Origin of the sequence: Halomonas sp. HNIBRBA4712, from assembly GCF_043558675.1 — a bacterium.
Taxonomy (GTDB): domain Bacteria; phylum Pseudomonadota; class Gammaproteobacteria; order Pseudomonadales; family Halomonadaceae; genus Vreelandella.
Window position 1 is genome coordinate 264,971 of record NZ_JBIFXR010000004.1, and the last position, 24,159, is coordinate 289,129.

A 24,159-nucleotide genomic window follows, 5' to 3' on the forward strand; every position below is an offset into this window, starting at 1 on the left:
TAAACGCGTGTAAGGAGTCACCGTGAAGGAACTACCCTATCAGGCCAAGGCCGTTATCGGACGTCGCGAAATGGTGACGCTTCCCGAGCTTGGGCTACATCTTTGCTGCAAGGCCGATACCGGCGCGCGGACCTCGGCGCTGCACGCCGAAGAGATCACGACCGAAGAGGACGAACACGGCCAGCTCTGGATCAGCTTTATCACTCACAGCGGCGGGCCCGACACGCCCTCGCACCGCTACAAGCTCCATTTGCACGACCGGCGTCGAGTGACCAGCTCCAACGGCCATAGCGAGTGGCGCTACGTGATTCGTACCGCCGTTTTGCTTGGCGAGCTCAACTTCCCCGTCGAGCTGACGCTGACCGACCGAAGCAATATGCGCCATCCCATGCTGTTGGGAAGACGCGCCATGCGCCGCCTGCTGGTGGCGCCGGGCGCGGCCTTCCTGCACGGCGAACCCTGAACCCGCAACACGCTCATCCCCGGAGTCCTGTATGCATATTGCCCTGCTTTCGCGTAACCGCAACCTCTACTCGACTCGTCGGTTGATCGAGGCCGCCGAAGCGCGCGGCCATACCGCCCGCGTGGTCGATACGCTGCGCTGCTACATGAGCATTGCCGCTCACCACCCCTCCATCCATTACAAGGGCCAGGAGATCGAGCGCTTCGACGCGGTCATTCCGCGCATCGGCGCCTCCGTGACCTTCTACGGCTGCGCGGTGCTGCGCCAGTTCGAAATGATGGGTACCTACGTGGTCAACGACTCGGTCGCCATCACCCGCTCCCGCGACAAGCTGCGCTCGCTGCAGCTTCTCTCACGAAAGGGGCTCGGGCTTCCGATCACCGGCTTCGCCCACTCGCCGGACGACATCCCCGACCTGATCACCATGGTTAAGGGCGCGCCGCTGGTGATCAAGCTGCTCGAGGGCACCCAGGGGATCGGCGTGGTGCTCGCCGAAACCAATCAGGCCGCCGAATCCGTGGTGCAGGCGTTCATGGGCATGAAGGCCAACATCATGGTGCAGGAGTACATCAAGGAGGCGAAAGGTGCCGATATTCGCTGCTTCGTGATCGGCGACAAGGTGGTCGCGGCGATGAAGCGCCAGGCCGCCGAAGGCGAGTTTCGCTCCAACCTGCACCGCGGCGGCACCGCCAGCGTCATCCGCATCACCCCCGAGGAGCGCTCGACGGCAATCCGCGCCGCCAAGGCGATGGGACTACAGGTCGCAGGCGTCGATCTGCTGCGCGCCAACCATGGCCCGGTGATCATGGAGGTCAACTCCTCGCCCGGTCTTCAAGGTATCGAAACCGCCACCGGCAAGGATATCGCCGGGCTGATCATCGAGCAGATCGAGAAGAACGCGGTATCAAACCGCAAGGCGCCGCCCAAGCCGAAAGGCTAATGGTTCGAAAGGCTAACGCTTCGAAGGGCCAAGGGTTCGAAGGACCAAGTGTTCGAAAGACCAAGTGTTCGAAGGGCTAACTAGCCGAAAGACCAGGGCAAAAGCGCGAAAATAATCCGCTCAGGGGGTGGCAAATCGCCGCCACCCCCGCCACAATTTGCGTCACCGAAGGAGGTAGACGCTCATGTTTCTCGATAATCGCCAGGTGGCGATGGACAGCGTACTGGAAGCGCTGGCCGACAGTATTGACTATTTCCAGGATAACCTTGAACGCCTGCGTCCCTCGCTGCGCGACACCCTGAAGCCCTACTACGCCGCCCGGCTCAAGCAGATGCGCAAACTGCAGGCGCTGGCGCGCACCCACCTCAAGATGTTGCCCCGGGACGCCGACGTCGAGCGTGACGACTTCCTTTGGCTCTGGAGCCGTTTGAAAAGTTTCGTGGGTAACGATAGCCAGGTCCTGATCAACGAGCTTCTCGAGCAGGAGCGCGTGCTGATGCAGGCGCTTTCCACGCTCTTTACCCATCCGCTGCCCGACCCCATCGAGCCGGTGATCGACGAGGCGATGAAGGCGTGCCGGGAGCTGATTCGCGAGCTCTATAGCCTGCAAAAACAGCGCACCAGGCGTTGAGCCGTCACTGCGCCTCAACGGGCGCTTGGGGCGCTGGCGGCGTCAGCTCGACAGGCAGTTGCAGCACCAGCGGTACGCGCAAAGGCGCATCGCCAATGAGCTCGATCGGTTCGACCGGGCCGAGAAAGTGCGGCTCCCGCTTCCAGAGGTAGAGATCGCCCAGCGTCGCCACGCGTGCAGCCACCTCGCGCAGGCGCAGGCGCCACTCCCCCGCCGCCCGACGCTGTTCGGCCACGCACCCGGTAACCTCCATGCCCAGCGAGCGCGCGATATAGATCGCCCGCGGCAGGTGCCAGCTTTGCGTCACCAGCACCGCCTCATCGAGCTTGAAGACGTCGCGCGCGCGCGCCAGGGTGTCGTAGGTACTGAACCCGGCGAAATCGAGCGTCATGCGCGCCGAGGGTACGCCGCGCCGGTTCAGATCGCGCCACATGACTCGTGGCTCGTTGTAGGATTGGGTGCGATTGTCGCCGGAGAGCAGCAGGTGCTCGACGGTTCTGCGTTCGAGCAGGCGGGCGGACGTACGCATACGGGCATTGAAGTGCGGATTTCGCAGGCCGCTGCGGGTCCAGTTCGAGGTGCCGAACACCACCGCCACATCGCCCGGGCGGCACTGCTCCACAGGCCGGTCGATATAGGCAGCGGTACTCGCCAGCACCCAGAAATTACCGGCCACCAATACCAGTGCCGCCAGCAGCGCGAGCGCTGCCAGCGACATCAGCAGGGTCTTGATCATCCACCTCAAGCGGTTAGCCATCCGGCGCCTCGGTCGCGTCAGAACATGCCAAGCTCAAGTTTGGCCTCGTCGCTCATCATGTCCCGACTCCAGGGCGGGCTGAACACGATCTCGGTGTGCACTTTTGAGATCTGCGGCGCACCGAGAATCTTGTTGCGTGCGTCGGCGGCGATCACCTCGCCCATGCCACAGCCGGGGGCGGTCAGCGTCATACGGATGGTCACCATGAGTTCGCCGCTGATCAAGCGATCGAAGCGGCAGCCGTAGACGAGCCCCAGATCGACAATATTGACCGGAATCTCCGGGTCGAAGCAGGTCCTGAGCTGGTCCCAGACGAACGCCTCGACCTCCTCTTCACCGGCCGACTCGGGAAGCGTCGGCGTGGGCAGCGACTCGAGCCCCAGCGCGTCCAGGTGGCGCCCTTCGATCAGATAGAGCCGCCCTTCGAAGCCGACGCTGACCGTGCTGCCCTTGGCCTGCATGACGCTGACCACGCTATCCTCGGCCAGCGTCTGGGTGGTGCCGAAGGGAATGGCGATCGCCTCGACGTCGCGCTGTAGCGGCAGTGTCTGGCCGCGGGTCAAGCTCGCGACTTGCTCGATATCCATAGTGCGTTATCTCACCATTTTAATGACCCGGTGGAGCGCCGCCACGAACGTGTCGACCTCCTCCAGCGTATTATACGCGGCAAAGGAGGCGCGGCACGTCGCTTCGACACCGAAGTGATGCAAAAGCGGCTGCGCGCAGTGGTGGCCGGTGCGAATGGCAACGCCCAGCTGATCGATCAGAAGCCCGATATCCTGAGCGTGGGCGCCCTCGACCACGAACGACAGCACGCCCGCCTTGTGCGGGGCGGTTCCGATGACCTTGAGCCCGTCGATGGCGCACACCTGGCGCGTGGCGTGCTCGAGCAGCACGCTCTCCCACTGGCCGATGGCCTCGACCCCGACGCCGTCGACCCATGCCAGCGCCTCGCCCAGCGCGATCACCTCGGCAATCGCCGGGGTGCCCGCCTCGAACTTGTGCGGCGTCTCGGCGAAGGTGGTGCCGGAAGGCTCAAACGAGACGGTCCTGATCATCTCGCCGCCGCCCTGCCAGGGCGGCATGGCATCCAGCAGCGCCCTTTTGCCGTAGAGCGCGCCAACGCCGGTGGGCCCGTATACCTTGTGGCCGGAAAAGGCGTAGAAGTCGGCGTCCAGATCCTGCACGTCAATGGCCTGGTGGGGGGCGGCCTGGGCACCGTCGACCAGTATCAATGCGCCCTGCTGGTGGGCGAGGCGCGAAAGCTCCTTGACCGGGTTGATCGTGCCCAGGGCGTTCGAGACGTGGTTGACCGCCACCAGCTTCGTGCGCTCGCTTAGAAGTTCACGGTAGGCGCGAAGATCGAGCGCGCCGCGCTCGTCGACCGGAATCACCTTGATGACAAAACCGAGATCAGAGGCCAACAGCTGCCAGGGCACGATGTTGGAGTGGTGCTCCAGCATCGAAATCAGCACCTCGTCGCCCGGCCCCAGATTCTGGCGCCCCCAGCTCTGGGCCACCAGGTTGATCGCCTCGGTGGTGCCGCGGGTGAAGACGATCTGGCGGCTATCCTCGGCGTTCAAAAACGCCTGAACGCGAGCGCGGGTGCCCTCAAACGCCGCCGTCGCCTCGTCGGCCAGGGTGTGCAGGCCGCGGTGAATGTTGGCGTTGTAGCGCGCGTAGTAGTCGCTCAGTGCGTCGATCACCCGCGAAGGCGTCTGGCTGGTCGCCGCGTTGTCCAGATACACCAGCGGCTTGCCGTGCACCTCGCGCGCCAGGATCGGAAACTCGGCGCGCAGCGCCTTCAGATCGAAAGGCGCCTGGGCAGCTGGGCGCGCATCGATGGCGATGTCGGACATGGCTCGCTCCTTGTGAAATCCAGCGCTTTGAGAGCGCCTACTCGTTGAGCGCGGCGGCGATTTCGACGAGCCCCGCGAGATTGAAGCGCTCGGGCAGCTTGCCCGCCACCGCGAGCTCGACCCGCTCGCTGATTTCGTCGAGGCCGACCTGTTCGAGCACCTCACCGGCGAAGGCCAGGGTCAGAAGGCCCCGCGCGGTGGCTTCATCGATGCCGCGCGTGCGCAGCGCATAGACCGCCTCTTCATCGAGCTGGCCGGTGGTGGTGCCGTGGGAGCACTTGACGTCGTCGGCGTAGATCTCGAGCTCCGGCTTGGCGTCGATATGAGCGCGATCCGAGAGCAGCAAGTTCTGGTTGCTCTGAAAGCCCTCGATCTTCTGGCTATCGCGCTTCACATACACGCGGCCATTGAACACGCCGTGGGCGCGGTCGCCAAGAATGCCCTTGTAGTTCTCGTTGGAGAACGTCAGCGGCGCGTTGTGGTTCACCTTGGTGTGGTTGTCCACGTGCTGGCGACCCTGGCCGAAGAACAGCCCGTACAGGTTGGTGTAGGCGTTTTCACCGTTGAGATCAGCGATGATGTCGTTACGCGCAAGCCCACCGCCCAGGTTCAGGTTGTAGGAGGTGTAGACGCTGTCACGGCTCTGCTCCACGTGAATGCTCGCCACGTGGAAGTCGCCAAGCGGCGCTTCCTGAAGCTTGTAGTGGTGCAGAATCGCGCCGCGGTCGAGCATCAGCTCCGCCACCACGTTGGTGAAGTTTGTGGCACTGGCTTCACCGGCGTAGTGCTCGATCACGGTGGCTTCACAGCGGCTGCCGGCCTCGACGAGAATGCGCGGGTGGCACATTTTGGCCTCGCCCTCGCGGGAGAGAAACTGCAGCACGATCGGCTTTTCGACCACGGTGCCCTGAGCGATGCGTATTACCGCGCCCTCTTCCATGAACGCAGTGTTGAGCGCCGCGAACGCCGAGAAGTCGACGCTGATCAGCCGACCCAGCGGCCCGCCAACGGCCTCGTGGTTCTTTTCAAGCGCTTTGGAAAGCGGCAGTACCTGCACGCCCTGGGGCAGCGCGTCGATATCGGAAAGCGCGGGGGCGAAGACGCCGTCGACGAAAGAGAGCCGATGCGCTTCGACGGGCAACGACAGCGTCGCCGCCTGCGCCTTGGAGAAATCAACGTCATCGGCAAGCCCGAAGTGGCCCCGGGCAATGGCGCGCACGTCGGTGTACTTCCACTCCTCGTCGCGCCGGGTGGGAAAGCCCATCGCCTCGAAGCGGGCCGCCCCCGCCTGGCGGCGCGCGGCAATCCAGCTCGGCTCGCCGCTGTACTGCGCGCTGCGCGCTTTCAACGTGTCCAGAAACGTTTGGGTGTCGCTCATGCCGCCGACTCCTCGATACCTTCGTATCCGTTCGCCTCGAGCGCCTTGGCAAGCTCGGCATCGCCGGTCTTGACGATGCGGCCATTGACCAGCACGTGCACCTTGTCCGGCACGATGTAGTCCAGAAGGCGCTGATAGTGGGTGACCAGCAGAATCGCCCGCTCCTGATCGCGCAGGCTATTAACGCCGTCGGCCACGACCTTCATGGCGTCGATGTCGAGGCCCGAATCGATCTCGTCGAGCATCGCAAGCTTCGGCTGGAGTACCAGCATCTGCAGGATCTCGTTACGCTTTTTCTCGCCGCCGGAGAAGCCTTCATTGACCGCGCGCTGTAGAAAGCTCGCGTCCATCTTCATGAAACCAAGCTTCTCCTTGACCAGCTTCATGAACTCCGGCGCAGGCATTTCGCCTTCACCGCGCGCAGCGCGCTGGGCGTTGAGCGCGGATTTCAGCAGATAGATGTTCTTGACGCCCGGAATCTCGACCGGGTACTGGAAACCGAGCAGCAGGCCCGCCTGGGCGCGCTCTTCGATCTCCATCTCCAGCACGTCCTTGCCCTCGAAGGTGATACTGCCCTGGGTCACTTCGTAGCCGTCCTTGCCGGCGATCACGGCGGAGAGGGTCGATTTGCCCGCGCCGTTGGGGCCCATAATGGCGTGGACTTCGCCGGCCTTGATGGTCAGCGTCAGGCCCTTGAGGATTTCGTTGCCTTCGACGGTAACGTGCAGATCGTTAACTTCCAACATGGTGTTTGCCCTTCAAAATCCAGCGGGTCGCGAGTGCGACGCTTAACAATAAATGGTGGCGCGGGCGCTTAGCCCACCGCGCCTTCCAGAGTCACGTTCAAAAGCGCCTCGGCTTCGACGGCGAACTCCATCGGCAGCTCCTGGAAAACATCCTTGCAGAAGCCGTTGACGATCATGCTCACCGCGTCCTCCTCGGAGATACCGCGGCTCTGGCAGTAGAAGAGCTGATCCTCACCGATCTTGGAGGTGGTCGCTTCGTGCTCGATCTTCGCGGTGGAGTTACCGATCTCCTGGTACGGGAAGGTGTGCGCCCCGCAGGTATCGCCGATCAAGAGCGAGTCGCACTGAGTGAAATTGCGCGCGCCCTTCGCCCGCGGGCCGATCTTGACCAGGCCCCGGTAGGATTGATCGCTCCTGCCGGCCGAAATGCCCTTGGCGACGATATAGGAGCGCGTGCCCTCGCCCACGTGGATCATCTTGGTACCGGTATCCGCCTGCTGGCGACCGTTGGTGACCGCTACGGAGTAGAACTCGCCGATGCTCTCCTTGCCGCGCAGCACACACGATGGATACTTCCAGGTGATCGCCGAGCCGGTTTCGACCTGGGTCCAGCTGATGCGCGAACGATCGCCGCGGCACTCGCCGCGCTTGGTGACGAAGTTGTAGATACCGCCCTTGCCGTTCTCGTCACCCGGATACCAGTTCTGCACCGTGGAGTACTTGATGTAGGCGTCATCGAGGGCGACCAGCTCGACCACCGCAGCGTGAAGCTGGTTCTCGTCGCGCATCGGCGCGGTGCAGCCCTCGAGATACGACACCGTCGCGCGACTTTCGCAGACGATCAGCGTGCGCTCGAACTGGCCGGTATTAGCGGCGTTGATACGGAAATAGGTGGAGAGCTCCATCGGGCAGGTCACGCCTTCCGGCACGAACACGAAGGAGCCATCGGTGAACACCGCTGAGTTGAGCGCGGCGAAGTAGTTGTCCGCCTTGGGAACCACAGTGCCCAGATACTGCTGAACCAGCTCCGGGTAATCGCGGATCGCTTCGGAAATCGAGCAGAAGATCACGCCGGCTTCAGCGAGCTGCTTCTTGAAGGTAGTAGCGACCGATACCGAGTCGAACACCGCATCAACGGCGACACCGGCGAGTGCGGCGCGCTCGTGCAGCGGAATGCCGAGCTTCTCGTAGGTTTCCAGCAGCTTCGGGTCGACTTCGTCGAGACTCTGGGGGCGGTCTTCCGGGCGCTTGGGCGCGCTGAAGTAAGAGATCGCCTGGTAGTCGATCGGCGGGTAGTCCAAGTGCGCCCAGGAAGGCTCTTTCATCTTGAGCCACTGGCGGTAGGCGTCCAAGCGCCACTCGAGCATCCACTCCGGCTCGCCCTTCTTGTTGGAGATGAAGGCGATGGTGTTTTCATCCAGGCCAGGCGGCAGCGTGTCGCTTTCGATGTCGGTGACGAAGCCGTCCTTATACTCGCGACGAACCAGCTGTTCCATTTCTTCGCTTGCCATGGTCGTACCCTCCAGGCAGTTGGGTGGCGAGCAGGCTCGCCGTCCATAAAGTTGAGGCCCTTGCGTGCCCGCTAGGCGGACGCCGCCGACAGGCTGATCGTTTGAATCGGTAGCGCGATCGGCAGTTTGATCGGCGCGCTGTCCGCCAGATGCGAGAGCGTCACGCTCTCCAACAGCGTGCGTAGCGCGACGGACACCCGCTGCCAGTTGTCCGAGACCCCGCAGCTGCCGGCAAGCTCGCACTCGCCTTCGGCGTGGCTGCACTCGGTCATGGCCACAGGCCCTTCGATGGCGGCTATGATGTCCGCCGCGGTAATGTGAGACGCCGGACGAGCGAGCCGATAGCCGCCCTGGGCACCGCGCTGCGAGGTCAGAAGGCCCGCCTTGACCAGCATCTTGAGGGTCTTGCTCACCGTGGGGTGAGGCAGCTTGACGGCGCCGGCCAGGTCCGCCGCCGCGTGGGCGGTGTCCGGGTGGCGGGCGATTTGCGCCATGACCACCGCGGCGTAATCTGTCAGTCGCGAAAGCTTGAGCATTGGGGCTCCCGATCAGGTCGCTTTCAATTGAGGACCATTTTAGTCCTCTATGAAATCGATGTGAAGCCCTGCGCGCGAAAGCGACCCCAAAAGCACATTATTCGCGCAAGATCGACGCCGTTCGCGAAATAAAAGCCAATCATTCTCATTTATAAATGCAATTGGACGACAACAAAAAGCCCGCCGAGCGGCGGGCTAAAGCGTCAAGCGCGCTTGACGAACTGTGACTTGAGCTTCATGGGGCCGATGCCATCGACCTTGCAGTCGATATCGTGATCACCCTCGACCAGGCGGATGTTCTTCACCCGCGTACCGACCTTGACCACCGAAGAGCTGCCCTTGACCTTCAAATCCTTGATCACCGTGACCGTATCGCCATCGGCGAGCGGGTTACCGTTGGCGTCACGCACCACGGTTTCCGCCTCAGCCGACGCTGCGGCCTCCTTGGACCACTCGTGACCGCACTCGGGGCAAACGAATTGCAGCCCGTCGTCGTAGGTATAGCCGGATTGGCAGGCGGGACAGGGGGGCAAACCGCTCATCTAAGGCTCCTTCGCGATTGAATAAAGCGAAGGAGCCTACACAAATCGAGCCAAGGGCACCAGCGCTCAGCGCTGGTAGGTGCCGACCAAGCGGTTCATGCCCAGAAGATGGGGCTCGATCTCACGCAGAAGCTCGCTCATGGTCAGCCCTTCGGGCAGCGAGGTCTGGCGATCCAGCGCCAGTACCCAGAAGTAGTAAAGGTGCTTGCCGTGGTTCTCCGGCGGCATGGGCCCGGCGTAGCCGATCTTGTCGAAGTCGTTGTTGCCAGCGGTGCCCACCTCGCTCTGTTGATCGAGCGCGCTCACATCGCCCGGCAGGTTGTACACCAGCCAGTGAATGAAGCCGTAGCCGCCATTCTTGACCAGCGGCGCGTCCGGGTCGTGGCAGATCACGGCGAAACCTTTCGTGCCTTCCGGCACATCCTGCCAGGCAAGCGGCGGCGAAACGTCGTCGCCGACCCCGGTGTACTGATCGGGAATGGCCTGATGGTCCTTGAAGGCGGTGCTGGTAACCTGCATCGACGATAGCGCAAAGGGCATAAAACGGCTCCTTTTAGCAATGAATGAAAAAGTAATGGTGAATGAAAAAGTAACGGTGAATGAAACATTGAACGTGCATGAAACCTGCCAAGCTCAGGCGCCGATCGATCACGGCATCAGCGCGCCCTGGTGGCGCTGCTGCCACTCGCGTACGGCGGCCACGTTCTGACTATTGGTCTGCGGATTGAGGGTATCGTTCAACATGATCGGGTCACTGCCGGTTCGCGCCATCAGCAGCGGATCGCGGGAGGCGAGCTCGAGCGCGTAAAGCGTGAGCATAAGCTCGTACTCGTTTTGCGTGTCCAGCCGCGTCAGCAAAAGCGGCACCGCCGGCAGCCCAATGGTGCCAAGCTGCTCCGCGGCGACGTAGTGCACGCCGTTGGCCCCTGGGGCGATAAAGCGCGGGTCGGCCAAGCGGCTCAGGTAGTAGGCGGCGCGCTCTTCCGGGCTCGTCGCCAGCGGCGGCTCCCAGTAGATATCGGTCATGCCGTAGCGCGGCACGGCAGTTTGGGCCGGCACGCTTATCGGCTCGGCGACCTCGGCCGCCGGCGGCGGCTCGCGCCCGGCACAGCCGGCCAGCAGCAGCGCCAGTAGTAGCGCGCCGGGCGCGCTCCAAAAATGTCCCTTGTTCATGACGACTCCCTATATTCGCTGTGGCGTTATCGGCGCGCCGCTCTCACTGCGACCAGCGCCCCTGGCGTTTGAGGCGCTTTTCGACCCAATGATCGTAGTAGCGGCGAAGGCCCTGCTTGATGCCGGGCAGGCCGATAATATACGCCCCGGGCACAAGCCAGGGAATACGCTTCATCAGCAGCCGGTAGGCGTCGATGCCCTCGATCAGCCGCCCATTTTCGAGCTCGATATGCAGCGAGCGCAGCGCGGTGTCGCGACTGACCCCGCGGGCCGCGAGCGTTTGCTCGTGCTCGGTAACGTCGCACCACGCAATATCATCGCCGCGACGGCCCGCCAGGCGCTCGAAACGGCGCCGCTCGCGGCGACACAGCGGGCACCGGGCGTCATAAAACACCCGGATAGGCTCGCGCTGGTTTTCCTGCACTGCACTCATGAGAGGCCTCGCCTGATGTTGAGTCATCAGTGTGGCACTCCCGTACAACTACGCAAGCCTACCGCTTGCCCCTACGAAAAAGCCCGCGCTCCATGCGGGCGCGGGCGTTAATCCTGCTCGCCGGGCTCGTTCGCCCGGCGGGTAACGACTTATATCGAACGCATCAGCTCCATCCGCTCTCCTCCTGCAAGCCGCCCAGGCTGACATCGCTGCTGAAGGGCACCACGTCGTCGACCGGTGTGGCCACCTGATCAGCATCGAAGGCCAGCGTTCGAGCGCTGAAGGCTTGGGCGCCCTGCCCGGCGTCGCGGGTGATCTGGAACGAGGCCAGATCCATCGAGCCGCCGTTGAAGGTCACGCGCAGCACCTGCACGCCCTCAGCCAGATCCAGCGTCAGCGTCGCGCCTTCGACGTAAACGCCCCAGTTGCCGGAGTTGGGCACCGCGGTGGTCGCCTGCTCGTAGAATTCGCCGTTCTGCTCCACCGCCGCGGTGATTGTACGCCCGTTGCTGGGGTTGGCAGTCAAAAACGATAGCGTATGGGTACCGGCCTGCTCGACGTTGATGGTGTACTCGAGCCATTCGCCTTCGTCCACCCAGCCGACCGCCTCACCGTCACCGACCACATCCACGCCGTCGCCCGGGCGGTAGTCGGTGCCGATTTGGAAGTCGTCGGCGTCATTGTAGGAGATGCCCTGTCCGCCTTCGTCGTAGTCCACCGCCTGGAGTGTAAGACCCTCGTCGGCATCCACCGCCCAGGGCACGCCACCGGCGTTGAAGGCCTGCTGGCCATCGCGCGCCAGGGTGAACGACGCCAGGTCCTGAGAGCCGCCGTTAAAGGTCAGGCGGAGTACCTGTTCACCGGCCTCGAGCGCTACCTGAGCGAGATCGGTGCGCTGGAAGTTACCCCAGCCGCCGGTCGGCGAGACCACCACCGCTTCGCTGGTGACGTAGGGCGCCCCATTACCCTGGGTAAAAGTCGCGGTGATACTGCGCTGCGGGCCGCTGCCATCGCCCAGCGCCGAGAGAAACGACAGGTCATACACCCCGGCCTGCTGAATATCGAGGGTGTACTCGACCCACTCACCCTCGTCTACCCAGCCGATCGCGTCGCCGTCGCCGACGATATCCACACCGTCGCCGGGGCGGAATTCCGAGCCGATCTGATCGGCTTCGGCGTCGTTATAGGCCACGTCCTGGCCGCCCTCGTCGTAGTTCACCGCGTCCAGGGTGAATCGGCTGCCCACCTGCCAGGGGCCACCGTCGGCGGTGAAGGCCCGCTGGCCATCGTCCACCGGCGCAACCGGCGTCAGATCGAAGGAGGCCAGATCCATCGAGCCGCCGTTGAAGGTCAGCCGCAGTACCTGCTCGCCGGCCTCGAGCGCCACCTGGGTGGTGTCGGTGCGGGTGAAGCTGGTCCAGCTGCCGGTGGGCGCCACGCCTACTGAAGAGGCGGTAACGTAGGGAGTGTCGCCCTTGGCGAAGCTCGCGGTGATCGAGCGCGCCGCGCCGCCAGTGGCACCGAGCGAGGTAAGAAAATCAAGATCATAAACGCCGCTTTCGCTGACGTTGATGGTGTACTCGACCCACTCGCCGTTCTCGATGAAACCGATCGCCTGGGATGGCGTTGAGATGTCCACTCCTTCGTCACTGCGGAAGGCGCTGCCGAAGTGCTGCGCCGTAGTGTCGTTATAGGCCACGCCCTGACCGCCGTTATCATAAAGCCGCGCTTCGAGGCTCAGCCCCTCCTCGCCGACCGCCCAGGGCGTCTGGGTGGCGTTATAGGCGCTCTGTCCTTCCACGGCCGGGGCCTCGAAGTCCAGCGTAAAGGAGGCCAAGTCGAGCTGGCCGCCGTTGAAGGTGAGCCTTAATACCTGCTCGCCCTTTTCGAGCTCGAAGGTCAGCGGCCCCACGGTCTGGAAGCTGCCGAAGCTGCCGGTATTGGGCAGGCTCTGGGTCTGCGCCGGGGTGTAGAAGCCGCCATTTTGCTCGAAGGCCGCGCTAATGCTCTTGCCGGTGGTGGTCGCAGAGGTCGAGAAGCTCAGCGTGTAGGTGCCGGCGGTTTCGACGTTCAGGGTGTACTCGACCCACTCGCCGTTGGCGACGTAGCCGATCGCTTCGCTGCCGTTGGAGATGTCCACCGCTTCATTGGCGCGGAATGCGGCGCCCTGGTGGGCGGTGGTGGTGTCGTTGTAGGCCACGCCCTGGCCGCCGTTGTCGTAGAACTTCGCTGCCAGAGTCAGGCCGTCGCTACCCACTGCCCAAGGCGTTTCGGTCGCGTTATAGGCGGTCTGCTCGCTTGGGGTCGGCGCCTCGAGGAAGTTCGGCACGCCGTCGTTGTCGTCGTCATCATAGAGATCCACCCGGCCGTTGCCGTCGGCATCCTCGGCCCCGGTGGGGTCGTAGGTCGCCACGTTCTCGACGAGGAAGATGTTGTCGTTGTAGTCGTAGTTCACCCCGGCGTAGTCCTGGATCACGATATAGGTATCCGGGATCACGTTGCCCGCCGCGTCTCTGGCGATATACACCCGAATCAGGTGGCCGTCGCCCTGGTCCCAGTTGAGATTATTGCCGGGGGTGCCGATGGCGTCGATGGTGTCCTCGTAGAGGTTGGCGTCCGGGTCCGACCAGGAAATGTAGCCCTGGCGGCCGGAGATCTCGGCGAAGAAACCAAACGGCGCGTCGCGATCGAGCGTCGTGACGGTCAGGCCGCTGCCGCCCAGGGTGCGCGGTAGGAGCGTCTGCCCATCGGCGCCGTCGTGGGCGAGGATCTCGTCACGCTCACGGCTATCCACGTCGTGAACGAAGAGCCGCGCCACGTCGCCCTGGGTGTGGTAGGCCGCCAGCTGGGTGATCTTGATCGGCGCGTTCGACTCGGCGCGCTGGAAGTAGGGCGAAAGAATCTCGTCGCCGTTGGCTTCCACCAGCCCGCCGCGGTTCATCTGGCCCTCCGCCACGTTGGTGGAGTAGCCAAAGGCGTTGACGATTTCCTGGACCAGCGGCTCCTGGCCGCTTTCCGAGCGGTTCTGCGCCAGCCCCGCCAGCGCGATGGTCTTTTGCGTCGCATCGGCGTCGCTGGAGCTGATGACCAGGCTCGACTCGTAGAGGCTCGCATCGTCCGGGTCGTCGGCGATGAAGCGCACGGTGACATCGAGCGACTGGCCCGGCTGCAAACTCGCCGCCGCAAAGGGCGCGGTGAGTTCGAACAGCGTCGTATCGCTGACCGTTACACTTGCGATATCGAGCACCTCGATGCCGTCGTTGCGAAGCGTAATGGTGACTTCGTCGTGCACCACTTGGGCGGCGTTGGCCGGGTTTTCGATGCGCGACATCACCAGCCGGTCGTTGGAGGGCACGCCGTCGTTGTTGATCACGGTCAGCTGCCCACCGGTTACCGGCGAGACGCCTTCGATCACGAACATGTTGTCGTTGTAGTCGTAGTTGATGCCGGTGTAATCCATGACGCCCAGGTAGGTATTGGGAATCACGTTGCCGTCGCTATCCAGCGCCCGGAACATGCGCACGGTGTAGCCGCGCTCGATGCCCGCCGCATCCGCCGGCGGGGTGCCGCCGCCTTGCGGGTTGAGCGACGGGTCGGTGGAGAGATTCGCCACCTCGATGCCGAAGATACCCTGCCCGGTCCAGCCGCCGGGGATGTCGGCGCGGGTGAAGGTCGCCGTGGCGAAGTCGCCATTGCTCTTGATCGGCAGCAGGCTCTGGTTGTTGTTGCCGGCGTGGTTGCTGAAGATGATGTCCTGGTTCTTGTTGCCGGGGTTGTGAATACCGATCGTCGCCCCGCCATCGCCGTGGTAGGCGGCAAGCTGCGTGATCTTCGCCTGGCTTACGCCGTCGGCCAGCGACCAGTAGCGTGAGAGTACCTCGTCGTCGTTGACCGGCCGGTACAAGTCGAAGTCGTTGAGCACCGAGTTCTCGCCGCCGCCGACGGTGGTCAGGCCCTCTATCCGGTTACCGAAACCGAACACCTCCCACACCTCGTTGACGTTGGGCTCCCAGCCGCCTTCATCGCGGGCCTGCCAGAAACCGGCCATGTGGATTTCGGCCACCGGCGTCTCGGCGTCGTTGGTGATCAGGCGGATGCGCCCTTCGAACACGCCGTCGCCAGCGTCATTGGTGGGCGGCGTGTAGTTTGCCCGGTCGAACAGTACGGCCACCTCGAGCGACTGGCCAGCGGCCAGGGTCAAGCCTTCGAAGATCGACGGATTGGCGAGGACGAACGGCCCGTCGATATCCGCGTCGAGAATCACCAGCTCCTCGCTTCCGGTATTGGAGAGCGTGACCGTCGCGCTCTCCTTGAAGTCGCGGTTCGGGTTCGAGGCGCTGTTGTTCTCCAGGTAGCTGAAGTGCAGCCGGTCGGAGTAGTAGGCCGCATCACCGCTTTGAATCACGAGATCAGCATTGTCGTTGACCGCCACCGGCGCGACGTCGAGATAGTCCAGATCGTCAGCGCCGTTGGCACTCGAGACCACGCGCAGGTTGTAGTTCACCCCTGCGCTCAGCGAGACGTAGGTGCCCTGCTCGCCGGCATCGCCCACGCCCGGGTAGCTCAGCACGTCCACCGGGCGGCCGTTCAGGGTCAGCGTCAAGCCCTGGCCATTGTCGGCGCCGGCGTTGGCCGCCAGATCCAGCCGGTAGAGCCCATCCGCCGCCACGGAGAAGTAGAAATCCGCGGTCAGATCGTTGATGGTGCGCGCGCTGTCGCCGCTTTCAAGCTCGATGCGCGCGCCGTTTGATACGTCGGCGTAGACCGGCATGAAGGTGTCCGCCGGCGCATCAGGGACGCGCAGGAAGTCGACGTTGGGGCCGTTGGCGCCGGGCGCAGTTACGCTAACGGTATTGCTTCCCGCCTGCAGGTTGATCAGCGCGTTCTGGAAGAACCAGTTGCTTTCACTGGCGTTGCTCTGCCCGGTGAAATTGACCTGGCCCAGATTCACGCCGTTGACGGTGAGCGCAAGCGGCCGGTCGGCCTTGGTCGCGGCCAGCGCGTAGCGAAAGCCCACGTCGTAGTTGCCGGTGGTATCGACGTTCACCGTCCACGTGATGGTCTGGTCGCTGGTGCCGTTGAAGTCGACGTAGCCGGTGCCGGAGGCGTTGCGGTCATCGACACTTTCCGGGACGACCACCGCCCCGTCGAGCGCGGCGTTCTCGGCCTCGTAGTCGGTGTAGCCAAGCGAGGTGTCGTCAGGGACGCGCAGCACCTCGAGCTGGTCGATGTTAGGTCCGGTGTTGGCCACCGCCTGGAGGCGCACGGTGTTCTGACCGCTGACCAGGCTGGCGGCCACGTCCTCGGTGAGCCACTCGGCCCAGGCCGCATCGCCGGTCAAGCCGACCGGCGGGCTGAAATCAAACACGCCGACGCTGACATTGTTGACGAACACCTCCAGCGGCCGGTCGGCGCCGCCGCCGTTGGCGTAGCGCAGGCGCAGCACCGACTCGCCGGCATCCGCAGCATCGAGATCGAAGGTGAAGGTCAGGAAATCCACGTTGGTAGAGCCGAAGTCGGCGTAGCCGCCGAGTACGCCGTCATTGTCGTTAGTGTTGCCATCGACGCCAAAGGAGCCAGGGCGCAGGCCGTTGGGCAGGCCCTGGGTGGTTTCCGGGTTGAGCGCGTCGCGAATCTGGATCTGGGCGCCGGCACCGGTAGCAATGGTCACTGCGGTGCCGTCCTCCGGCGTTCTATCCTCGGCCTGGATCACCAGCAGTGACTCGAGCTCGTCACCGGGGGTCGGATCGACCGGGTCGACCACGCCGCCGGGCGCCGGGTCGAGGCGGATGATCTGGCTCTGCCCGTTGGCGCGGTTCAGCGTCAGGAGGTAGAGCTGGCCGGTGATCGGGTTCTCGATGATATCGAGCGGGTCGACGTAGCTGATGACGTTGCCCTGGGGGTCGCGCAGCACGTCGTCGCCGATCACGTTGCCGCTGGCATCGAGCGTGATACTACGCACGTCGTCGCCGCCGGAGTACTCGGTGAACAGCACGTTGCCCTGCAGGTTGCCGCCGAATACGCCGCTCTTGTACTCCACCGCGCCGTTGGGCGAGCGGTTTTCGCCCAGCGAATAGACCCCACCGATGTCGTAGGTGCCCTCCGGGTTGGTGCCGACCGGGTAGCGATCCACCTGATTGGGGTCGACGCCGCCGGTCGGGTTTCCGCCGTTCATGATGTACTCGTCGCGCAGCGGGTTGGGATGACCGTAATAGCCGCCCTCGACCACCTTGAACAGGTAGTCGTCCTGCTTCTCGACGTTGGTGTAGCGCTCGTTCACCGGGGTCGAGGGGTCGTCGGGGATGTTGCCGCCTGCCGCAGAGCCGTTGGTCGGCACGTACAAGAAGCCATTGGAGTGCCAGACCAGGTCATAAGCGTTACGCGCGCCGGTGGCGAAGATGGTCAGCACCGCGTCTTCAGCGAAGGGGTCGTAGTAGCTTTGCAGCACGTTGCCGCTGGCATCCTGCACCGTGGCCACACCGCGGGCGTCGAAGACCAAAAACTGCCCGTTCCCCATCGGGATCGGGTCATCCTTGGGATGGCCGTCCGGGTCGTTGTAGCGGGTGTTCTGGCCGTTGTTCGGCACCGGCTCGGTGGAGACGTCGAAGCCTCCGGGCGGCGCGTCGCGGGTCGGGTCGATCTCCATGACCGAGGCGCTCAGAAGGCGCTCTGGGCGGTTACCCCAGGCACTATCCGGCTCGCCCATCGCCGAGTTGGAGCCCTGGATCAGGTACAGAAGGTGCGAGGGTACGTCCGGATTGGCGGTGGCGTCGTACTCCGGATTGGCGCGGAACTCGAGGCTGTTGGTGACGTGGTCGCCGTTGGAGCGCGGAAGCCCGGTGATGTAGGGCTCCGCGGTGCCGGAGAAGCCGCTGCCGCCGTCGAGGGTGATCTTGGTGATCCGCCCGCTGAACTCCGGCACACCGTTATCGCGCCCGTTGAGCGGGATCGGGTAGTTGTCGGTGATCCAGAGTACGTTCGAGTCGGTGGGGTCGACCACCAGACCAATGATGCCGCGCCGGTCGTTGCCGCTCTCAGCCCCCGCCTCGAAGAAGTAGTCGCTGGGAAGCGACAGCTCCTGACGGTTGCCGAGCGAGCCGGTATTGGGGTCGACATCGTAGCGCAGGATCTGACCGCCGATGGTGGCGATGTACATGGTCGAGCCGTCGGCGGTGATCTCCAGCGAAGTGAAGCCGAAGGCGCTGTCGGCTGCGCCGTTGAGCTCGATCACGTCGTTGAAGGCCACGTCCCGCGCGACCACCTCAGGTGCGGCGCCGGTAACGAAGGTGTTGGTGTATTTCTGGAACTCGCGGGTCGGCGCAGTCAGATCGTCGTTGGCGCCGCGGTCCTGGAAGCCGTCGATCACCAGGGTGTAGCTGGTAAACGGCTTGAGCATCTGACTCGGCGAGATGGTCAGCGAGTCGAAGCCGCCGGTGGTGTTGACGTTGAACGACACCTGCTGGCCGCTGACGGTTTCGAACAGTTTCACCGAGCCGTCGGTCAGGCTTTCGAGCAGCGCGCCGCCGCGGCCGTCGACCACCGAGATACCGACGAAGATGTCGGACGTCGGGTCCACCCCGGTGGGGAAGCTGCCGTCGGTCGGCTCGAGATTGACCTCGACTTCGTTCTCCCCCACCCCGGCGATGGCGCGGGCATCGGTGAAGAAGGCGTAATCATCAAACGCCGGGCGGTCGTCGTCCGGGGTCAGATCCGGCAACGCCTGGATCTCGATGTACTGGATTTCGGTGTTCTCGTTATCGAGCCCCAGCGAGTCCAGGGTCAAGCGGCCATCGGACACCTGCACGATGCGGGTCACCAGATCCGAGCGCACGCCTTCGGTGTCGTTGGCCGGGTTGGTGTCCGCCGGGAAGTCGGCGGGGCGGAAGGGGGTGAACGGCGTGTTGAACAGCTCACCCTCGGCGTTGAGCACGTTACGGCTATCGTAAGGCCCGAAGGTGTCGCCAATCGACACGGTCACCTCGTAGTAGCCATCCGCAAGCTCGATTTCCCAGCCGGCGCGCACGTAGGCGCTTCCGGGCTGGTCGAAGTGGGCGTAGGTGCCCTGGCGGGGGTCGAGCCCGGCGATGTCGTCGGTGCGGTCGTTGACCGCCACGCTGGTCAAACTCGAAATATCCAGCGGCGTGGTGCCGGGCTCGCCATCGTAGATCGACGCCTCGGTGACCCAGCCGTAGCGGTAGGTTTGCCCATCGACGGTCACCGACTGGGTGCCAAAGCCCTTGCCGACATCGGCAATATAGCCCTCGGGAATCGCCACCCCTTCTGGCTGGAAGTTGATCTTGACGGTGAAGCGCTCGCCGGGCTCGACTTCTCTAGGCGGCTCGACCCCTTCCCGGGTAATGCTCAGGCGGTCGATGTTGGGGCCGGCGTTGGTCAGGTTCGCCAAGCGCACGGTGTTGCTACCCGCGGCGAGCTCGACATCGATGGTGGTCTCGGTCCAGTTCTGCCAGTCGGTGGCGCTCACGCCGGTCGAGGCGAAGGCAAGACTACCCTGGGAGGCCCCGCCCACCAGCACGTCCATCGGCCGGTCCGCGCCGTTGGTACCGGCGTTGGCGTAGCGTACCGTCAGCTGGTAGGTGCCCGCCTGGTCGACCACCACGTTGAAGAAGGCGGCGTCGCCGATGTTGCTCCCCATGTCCAGGTAGCCGCTGCCGGTGAAGCCGTCCCACAAGCCGTCGGCGCCGGCGTCGGCATTGGATTCCGGGTTGGCGGCGTTGCGCACCTGGGTATCGCGAGTGGTACCCACGTTGCTCGGGTCGTCGATGGAAAGCGCTTCGCCTTCGATGGTGAACTCAAATGGCGCGGTGGGCGGCGTTTCGCCCTCTTCCGCCAAAGCAAACGTGATCTGGTCGATATTGGGGCCGTTGGCCACGCCGCCGTTCGCCGCGGTGGGAAGGGTCAGCGAGAGCGTGTTGGCGCCAGCGTTGAGCGTGACCTCGACGGTCTGCTCGAGCCAGGCATTCCAGGGGTCGTTGACGCCGTCGTTCGGGGCGTTGGTGAACGCAAGCTGGGGCTTGGCCGCGCCGTTGACCGCCAGATCCAGCGGGCGCGGCGCGGCGCCGCCGTTGGCGTAGCGGATCGTGGCCGTATAGGTGCCCGCCGCCGGCGCGTCGATATTGAAGGTGATCCGGTCGCCGGCATCGGTACCAAAATCCAGGTACGCCCCGCCTACCGCCCCTTCGCGGTAGTTGCCGAAGTCGTCCGGATTGGCGGCGTCGACCACCCGGGTGACCGCGCCCTGAGCGGTGCCGCCCACATCAGTAATGGTCGCCGCTTCGGCCTGAAGCGTGAAGGGTTCGACCACCGGCGTTTCGCCGCCGCCTTCATCGACATCGTTGACCGTGATCAACGTGCTTTGCGCGATGCTCGTCTTGCCGTCAGAGACCGTGACGGTTAGCTCGTAAACGCCGTCCTCGTTGGTATCCGCGGGAAGCTCCGCGTCCGGCGCGTTGATGAACGACAGCGCCCCGGTGGTGGCATCGAAGCGAAACAGCGCCGCGTCGCTACCGGAAAGCGTCACCGACAGCGCGTCGCCGTCGGCATCTGCCAGGCTAAGGTTGGCCACCAAAGTGGCGTTTTCATCGACGGCGACGTTCGCCGCCAGCCCCTCAAGGGTAGGTGCGGCGTTAGTGGGCGCCTCGATACGCTCGAACACCAGCGAGTCGATACGCATCAGCTCGCCGCCGGCACCGCGAAGCGCAAGGCTTGCGATGTCGCCAGCGGTCACTTCAAAGGGTGTTTCGAACACGATCTCCTTGCGGTTGCCGCTCTGGCCGGCGTTGCCGCGGGGGCCAGACCCGACCAGGGTGCCGAAAGCGTCGCTAAGCACTACGTTATCGCTCAGGCTGTCGCTTTGAGCGTTGCGTGCCTGCAGTACGGTGTCACCGACGGTGAGCGTAAGCGACCCTTCGCCGTCGTTTTCGTCGAACACGTAGAGTTTCGCAACGTACCAGCCAGGCTCCACCCCGCCGGCGGCGAGATCGGTGCCGATCGTGGCCGGGGCGTTACTGGTCAAGCGGATCAGCTGCTCGTTGGAGGCGCTGGCGTTACCGGTGACGATCAGATTGGACGCCGCGAGATCGGTGAAATTCTCCGCCTCGATGGTGACCGCCCCGCCGACCTCGACACCTTCGATGACAAAGCTCAGCGTTTGGGTAGCAGAAAGCCCCGCCGGGTCGGTGGCGCGGATGACGATGTCGAAGGCGCCGCTCATGGTCGGGGTGCCCTGGATGACGCCGTCGACCACCTCGAGCCCATCGGGCAGGTTCTCGGCGGAAAGCGTCAGGCTGTCGCCATCCGGGTCGCTGAAGAGCGCGGCCAGATCATCGAGCGTAATGGCGGTGAAGCTCTCCCCCACCTCGCCGAAGTAGGGCTCGAGGGCGGCGGGCGCGGCAACCGGCGCCTGGTTGACGTTTTCGATGGTGAGCGCGAAATCCGTCGAGGCGGTGGCGGCGCCATCGTCGGCGGTGATCGACACGGTATAGGTGCCCGGCGCCAGGCCGTCGAGGCTTCCCACAAGCGCCTGATCGACGATGCTCAAACCGGCCACGGTGGCCGGCTGGCCGGCGCTATCGACGATCTCGAAGCGGTAGCTGAGCGTATCGCCATCGTCATCGACGAAGGGCAGATCCATCTCGAGTGTGGCACCTTCCTCCAGACTCAGATCGGCGATGCCGCCGCCGACCACGCGCGGGGCGCTGTTGGTGTCGGGCTCGGCGGCGTCTGAAAGGCGCACGCCGCTGAAGCGGGTGCTGCCCTTGGGGCCGATGTCGTCGTCGTTGATAAACACCAGCGAGTCGATCGTGGTGCCGGCATGGTTGGCCAGATCGATGGTGAAACGCAGCGTGCCGTTACCGGTGTCCACGCCCTGGCCGCGCAGGTCGACGAAGCCGCCCTGAGACTGGGTGCCACCCAACTGGTAGACGCTGTTGCCGCCGTTGAAGGGGTTGGCATCGTTGTCAAAACCCACCGCGACGATCTCAGGCACCGGCGACTCGGAGATTGCGATCTCCAGGGTCAGCCGGGTCTGGTCGGTAATGGTGTAACTCTCTCCAAGCCCTGCCCGCTTCCAGACGTTATCCGTCAGCGTAAGCGTCGACCCTTCATCGGATACCGTCGCGCCGGTGCCGCTGGGCGGATTATCCTGGGCATCGTTGTAGGCGCTGATGGTCGCCGCGTCGAAAAGCACGTCGAGTGCGGTGGGTGTCGGCTCTTCTTCCACGGTTTCAAGGGTCAATGCCAGGGTGCGCTCGGCGCGGTTGCCGAAGGCGTCGCGTACCAGAAGGGTCGCGTCAATCGCGCCCTCCTCGAAGCGCGAGAGATCCAGCAGGAAGCGGCCACTCTCGTCCGGGGTGACCACCTCGACGCTCGCGCCGCCGTCGAAGCTGACGCCAACGAAGGTCACATCGTCATCGAGCCCGGTCACGCTGAAGCCGGCGGTGGCGGCATCAGCCGTGTCGATGACGAGCGTGTCGGCGCTGAAAGCGAGCGGTGTGGCGTCGGCATCGGCGCTGACATCGCCGACCGGCCCACTGCCGGCGGTGGTGACCTCGAGCCGGTCCAGGTTCGGGCCGCTGGAGGCGCCGGCGGGGATGCTCAGAGTGATCTCGTTGTCGCCGGCGATGAGCGCAGTGGTCAAGCTCTGATAGCCCCACACGTCGAAGCCTTCCGGCGCCAGGTTGGTGGCGTTGGGGTCGGTGGTGACGAAGGGCTGGTTACCCAGCGCAGCGCCATTGACGGAAAGCACCATGGGCCGGTTGCCGTTGCTGGCGTAGCGGAAGTTCAGATCGTACTCGCCGGCCTCCATAACGTTGATGGTGAAGGTGAGGCTGTCGCCGGGCTGGCTGCCGTAGTCGACGTAGCCGGTGCCGGAGTAGTCCGGGCGCAGGCCTGAAAACGCCGCGCCGCTTTCGGGGTTGTTGGCATCGCGTATCAGCGTCGCCGCGCCGTTGGTGGCGCCGAGCGTGGCATCCTCGGCCTGAATGACGACCGGCTCGATGACCGGATTGACCGGGGTTTCGGGGTCGACCGTCGCAGGGGCAGTCAACGCGACTTCGATCCTGTCGATATTGGGGCCGTTGGCGGCGCCGCCCAGGCGCAGGGTATTGCTGCCGGCGGCAAGCGTTACTTCCAGGGTCTCCGTCGACCAGCCTTCCCACTGGCTGGCCATCAGGTTCCCCGGGCGGTTGGCTTGCGGGACGTCGGACACGTCGTCCGGGTAGTAAGCCGGCGCATTGGTCGGCGCGAAGGCGAACGTGCCAAGCGGGCTGACCACACCTTCCTCGACAAGGCCCAGATTGAGCGGGCGTGCGGAGCTCGTCGCGTAGGTGATCGTGACGTTGTAGGTGCCCGCCGTTGCCACCTCCAGGGTGAACTCACCATAGGCGCTGGCGTTGCCGAACGCCCAGTCCAGGTAGCTTGCGCCTTCGGCGCCGACGCGGAAGGTTTCGTTACCGGTGGTGAAATCGGCAATGCTATCCACCGTGGCCACGCGGTTGGTGGCGCTCTGTTTCACATCGGCGCTGGGCGAGACCACCAGGTCCTCGCCCTGGACCACGTAAACATCCGGGTTCGGCGCGCGCACCTCGAGAAAATCGAGGTTGGGGCCGCTGGCACCGTTGGAGGTGAAACTGACGCTGTTCTCCCCGGCCTTGAGCTGCACGCGCACGGTGCGCTCGCCGAAATCGCTGAAATCCGTCGGCTCAGAGGTCAAGGTGGTGCTGGGCAAATCGAACATGCGATCAAAAAGCTCGCCGTTGACATCGAGGCGCAGCGGGCGGTTGCGCTCGCTGCCGTCGGCGTTCTGGCTCAGCGCGTAGCTCAGCGCCAGCTCGTACTCACCGTCCTGCTCGACGCTGAACGTAAACGTGACGCTTTCGCCTCCGGCCACGCCGTCGCCGTAATCGACGTAGGCTTGACCGTCGGCGTTGACCGCGTTGGGCACCTCCGGCCCGCTAATCACGTTGATGCCAGGCCCGGTCAGGGTCGCGTAGGCACCGCTGGAAACATCCTGGTTTTCGGCCTGGATACGAATTGGGGTAAAACCGGACATGGCATTGATCATGGCATCAAACTCCATCGAGTCTCGGGGTCGATCATCGGGACTTGTTATTGACATTATCCAGAGCACTTCAACCAGAGCACTTCGGCGTGCATGCAGGCATCGTTCGACG

The 24,159-nt window shown here is 64.2% G+C and carries 15 protein-coding genes; 3 read left to right on the plus strand and 12 right to left on the minus strand.

The annotated features are described in order from the left end of the window. The first annotated feature begins 22 nt into the window (after positions 1-22). From ACGK9R_RS10710 to ACGK9R_RS10720, 3 genes are all read left to right on the plus strand, one after another. Positions 23-463 carry an ATP-dependent zinc protease gene (locus tag ACGK9R_RS10710; RefSeq protein WP_394581038.1) on the plus strand — a complete coding sequence of 147 codons (441 nt, stop codon included), beginning with the start codon at positions 23-25 and terminating at the stop codon, positions 461-463. Between the two features lie 31 nt (positions 464-494). Then, on the plus strand, positions 495-1,403 hold the full coding sequence (gene rimK / locus ACGK9R_RS10715; RefSeq protein ID WP_394581040.1) for a 30S ribosomal protein S6--L-glutamate ligase: 909 nt from the start codon (positions 495-497) through the stop codon (positions 1,401-1,403). A gap of 184 nt (positions 1,404-1,587) precedes the next feature. Then, positions 1,588-2,034 carry a hypothetical protein gene (locus ACGK9R_RS10720; RefSeq protein WP_394581042.1) on the plus strand — a complete coding sequence of 149 codons (447 nt, stop codon included), beginning with the start codon at positions 1,588-1,590 and terminating at the stop codon, positions 2,032-2,034. Positions 2,035-2,038: 4 nt separating this feature from the next. On the opposite strand, the gene ACGK9R_RS10725 is transcribed toward ACGK9R_RS10720, so the two are convergent. The 12 genes from ACGK9R_RS10725 to ACGK9R_RS10780 form a co-directional block, all read right to left on the minus strand. Next, positions 2,039-2,791, minus strand: coding sequence for a vancomycin high temperature exclusion protein (locus ACGK9R_RS10725; protein ID WP_394581044.1), 753 nt, complete (start codon positions 2,789-2,791; stop codon positions 2,039-2,041). A gap of 17 nt (positions 2,792-2,808) precedes the next feature. Next, positions 2,809-3,378: a putative Fe-S cluster assembly protein SufT gene (gene sufT, locus ACGK9R_RS10730; RefSeq protein WP_394581046.1), complete on the minus strand. Its 570-nt coding sequence runs from the start codon at positions 3,376-3,378 to the stop codon at positions 2,809-2,811. A gap of 6 nt (positions 3,379-3,384) precedes the next feature. Further along, positions 3,385-4,650 (minus strand): SufS family cysteine desulfurase, encoded by a 1,266-nt coding sequence (locus tag ACGK9R_RS10735; protein ID WP_394581048.1) that lies wholly within the window; start codon positions 4,648-4,650, stop codon positions 3,385-3,387. A 37-nt stretch (positions 4,651-4,687) separates the two neighbouring features. Continuing rightward, complete coding sequence (gene sufD, locus ACGK9R_RS10740; protein ID WP_394581050.1) at positions 4,688-6,028, minus strand: Fe-S cluster assembly protein SufD; 1,341 nt, start codon at positions 6,026-6,028, stop codon at positions 4,688-4,690. Then, the gene (sufC, locus tag ACGK9R_RS10745; RefSeq protein ID WP_394581052.1) at positions 6,025-6,774 is read right to left on the minus strand and encodes a Fe-S cluster assembly ATPase SufC; all 750 of its coding nucleotides are present in this window, start codon (positions 6,772-6,774) and stop codon (positions 6,025-6,027) included. Before sufC ends, sufD begins: the two co-directional genes overlap by 4 nt. Positions 6,775-6,842: 68 nt before the next feature. Next, the gene (gene sufB, locus ACGK9R_RS10750; RefSeq protein WP_394581054.1) at positions 6,843-8,285 is read right to left on the minus strand and encodes a Fe-S cluster assembly protein SufB; all 1,443 of its coding nucleotides are present in this window, start codon (positions 8,283-8,285) and stop codon (positions 6,843-6,845) included. Positions 8,286-8,356: 71 nt separating this feature from the next. After that, a complete protein-coding gene (locus ACGK9R_RS10755) occupies positions 8,357-8,821 on the minus strand; it encodes an SUF system Fe-S cluster assembly regulator (RefSeq protein WP_394581056.1) in 465 nt (154 codons plus the stop codon). Between the two features lie 203 nt (positions 8,822-9,024). Further along, positions 9,025-9,363 carry a zinc ribbon domain-containing protein YjdM gene (locus ACGK9R_RS10760; protein WP_394581058.1) on the minus strand — a complete coding sequence of 113 codons (339 nt, stop codon included), beginning with the start codon at positions 9,361-9,363 and terminating at the stop codon, positions 9,025-9,027. A 66-nt stretch (positions 9,364-9,429) separates the two neighbouring features. Further along, entirely contained in the window at positions 9,430-9,903 is a 474-nt protein-coding gene (locus ACGK9R_RS10765; RefSeq protein WP_394581060.1) for a YbhB/YbcL family Raf kinase inhibitor-like protein, read from the minus strand. A gap of 108 nt (positions 9,904-10,011) precedes the next feature. Continuing rightward, entirely contained in the window at positions 10,012-10,536 is a 525-nt protein-coding gene (locus tag ACGK9R_RS10770) for a hypothetical protein (protein WP_394581062.1), read from the minus strand. Between the two features lie 43 nt (positions 10,537-10,579). Further along, complete coding sequence (locus ACGK9R_RS10775; RefSeq protein WP_394581064.1) at positions 10,580-10,969, minus strand: thiol-disulfide oxidoreductase DCC family protein; 390 nt, start codon at positions 10,967-10,969, stop codon at positions 10,580-10,582. 163 nt (positions 10,970-11,132) lie between these two features. Further along, positions 11,133-24,065: a carbohydrate-binding protein gene (locus ACGK9R_RS10780; protein ID WP_394581066.1), complete on the minus strand. Its 12,933-nt coding sequence runs from the start codon at positions 24,063-24,065 to the stop codon at positions 11,133-11,135. Positions 24,066-24,159 lie beyond the last annotated feature (94 nt).

Excerpts from the sequence above, each read along its gene's own strand:
- ACGK9R_RS10735 (WP_394581048.1), bottom strand. The coding sequence starts at position 4,650 with ATGTCCGACATCGCCATCGATGCGCGCCCAGCTGCCCAGGCGCCTTTC.
- rimK (WP_394581040.1), top strand. The coding sequence starts at position 495 with ATGCATATTGCCCTGCTTTCGCGTAACCGCAACCTCTACTCGACTCGT.
- ACGK9R_RS10765 (WP_394581060.1), bottom strand. The coding sequence starts at position 9,903 with ATGCCCTTTGCGCTATCGTCGATGCAGGTTACCAGCACCGCCTTCAAG.
- sufT (WP_394581046.1), bottom strand. The coding sequence starts at position 3,378 with ATGGATATCGAGCAAGTCGCGAGCTTGACCCGCGGCCAGACACTGCCG.
- sufD (WP_394581050.1), bottom strand. The coding sequence starts at position 6,028 with ATGAGCGACACCCAAACGTTTCTGGACACGTTGAAAGCGCGCAGCGCG.
- ACGK9R_RS10755 (WP_394581056.1), bottom strand. The coding sequence starts at position 8,821 with ATGCTCAAGCTTTCGCGACTGACAGATTACGCCGCGGTGGTCATGGCG.
- ACGK9R_RS10720 (WP_394581042.1), top strand. The coding sequence starts at position 1,588 with ATGTTTCTCGATAATCGCCAGGTGGCGATGGACAGCGTACTGGAAGCG.
- sufC (WP_394581052.1), bottom strand. The coding sequence starts at position 6,774 with ATGTTGGAAGTTAACGATCTGCACGTTACCGTCGAAGGCAACGAAATC.
- ACGK9R_RS10770 (WP_394581062.1), bottom strand. The coding sequence starts at position 10,536 with ATGAACAAGGGACATTTTTGGAGCGCGCCCGGCGCGCTACTACTGGCG.
- ACGK9R_RS10760 (WP_394581058.1), bottom strand. The coding sequence starts at position 9,363 with ATGAGCGGTTTGCCCCCCTGTCCCGCCTGCCAATCCGGCTATACCTAC.
- ACGK9R_RS10780 (WP_394581066.1), bottom strand. The coding sequence starts at position 24,065 with ATGGAGTTTGATGCCATGATCAATGCCATGTCCGGTTTTACCCCAATT.
- ACGK9R_RS10775 (WP_394581064.1), bottom strand. The coding sequence starts at position 10,969 with ATGAGTGCAGTGCAGGAAAACCAGCGCGAGCCTATCCGGGTGTTTTAT.
- sufB (WP_394581054.1), bottom strand. The coding sequence starts at position 8,285 with ATGGCAAGCGAAGAAATGGAACAGCTGGTTCGTCGCGAGTATAAGGAC.
- ACGK9R_RS10725 (WP_394581044.1), bottom strand. The coding sequence starts at position 2,791 with ATGGCTAACCGCTTGAGGTGGATGATCAAGACCCTGCTGATGTCGCTG.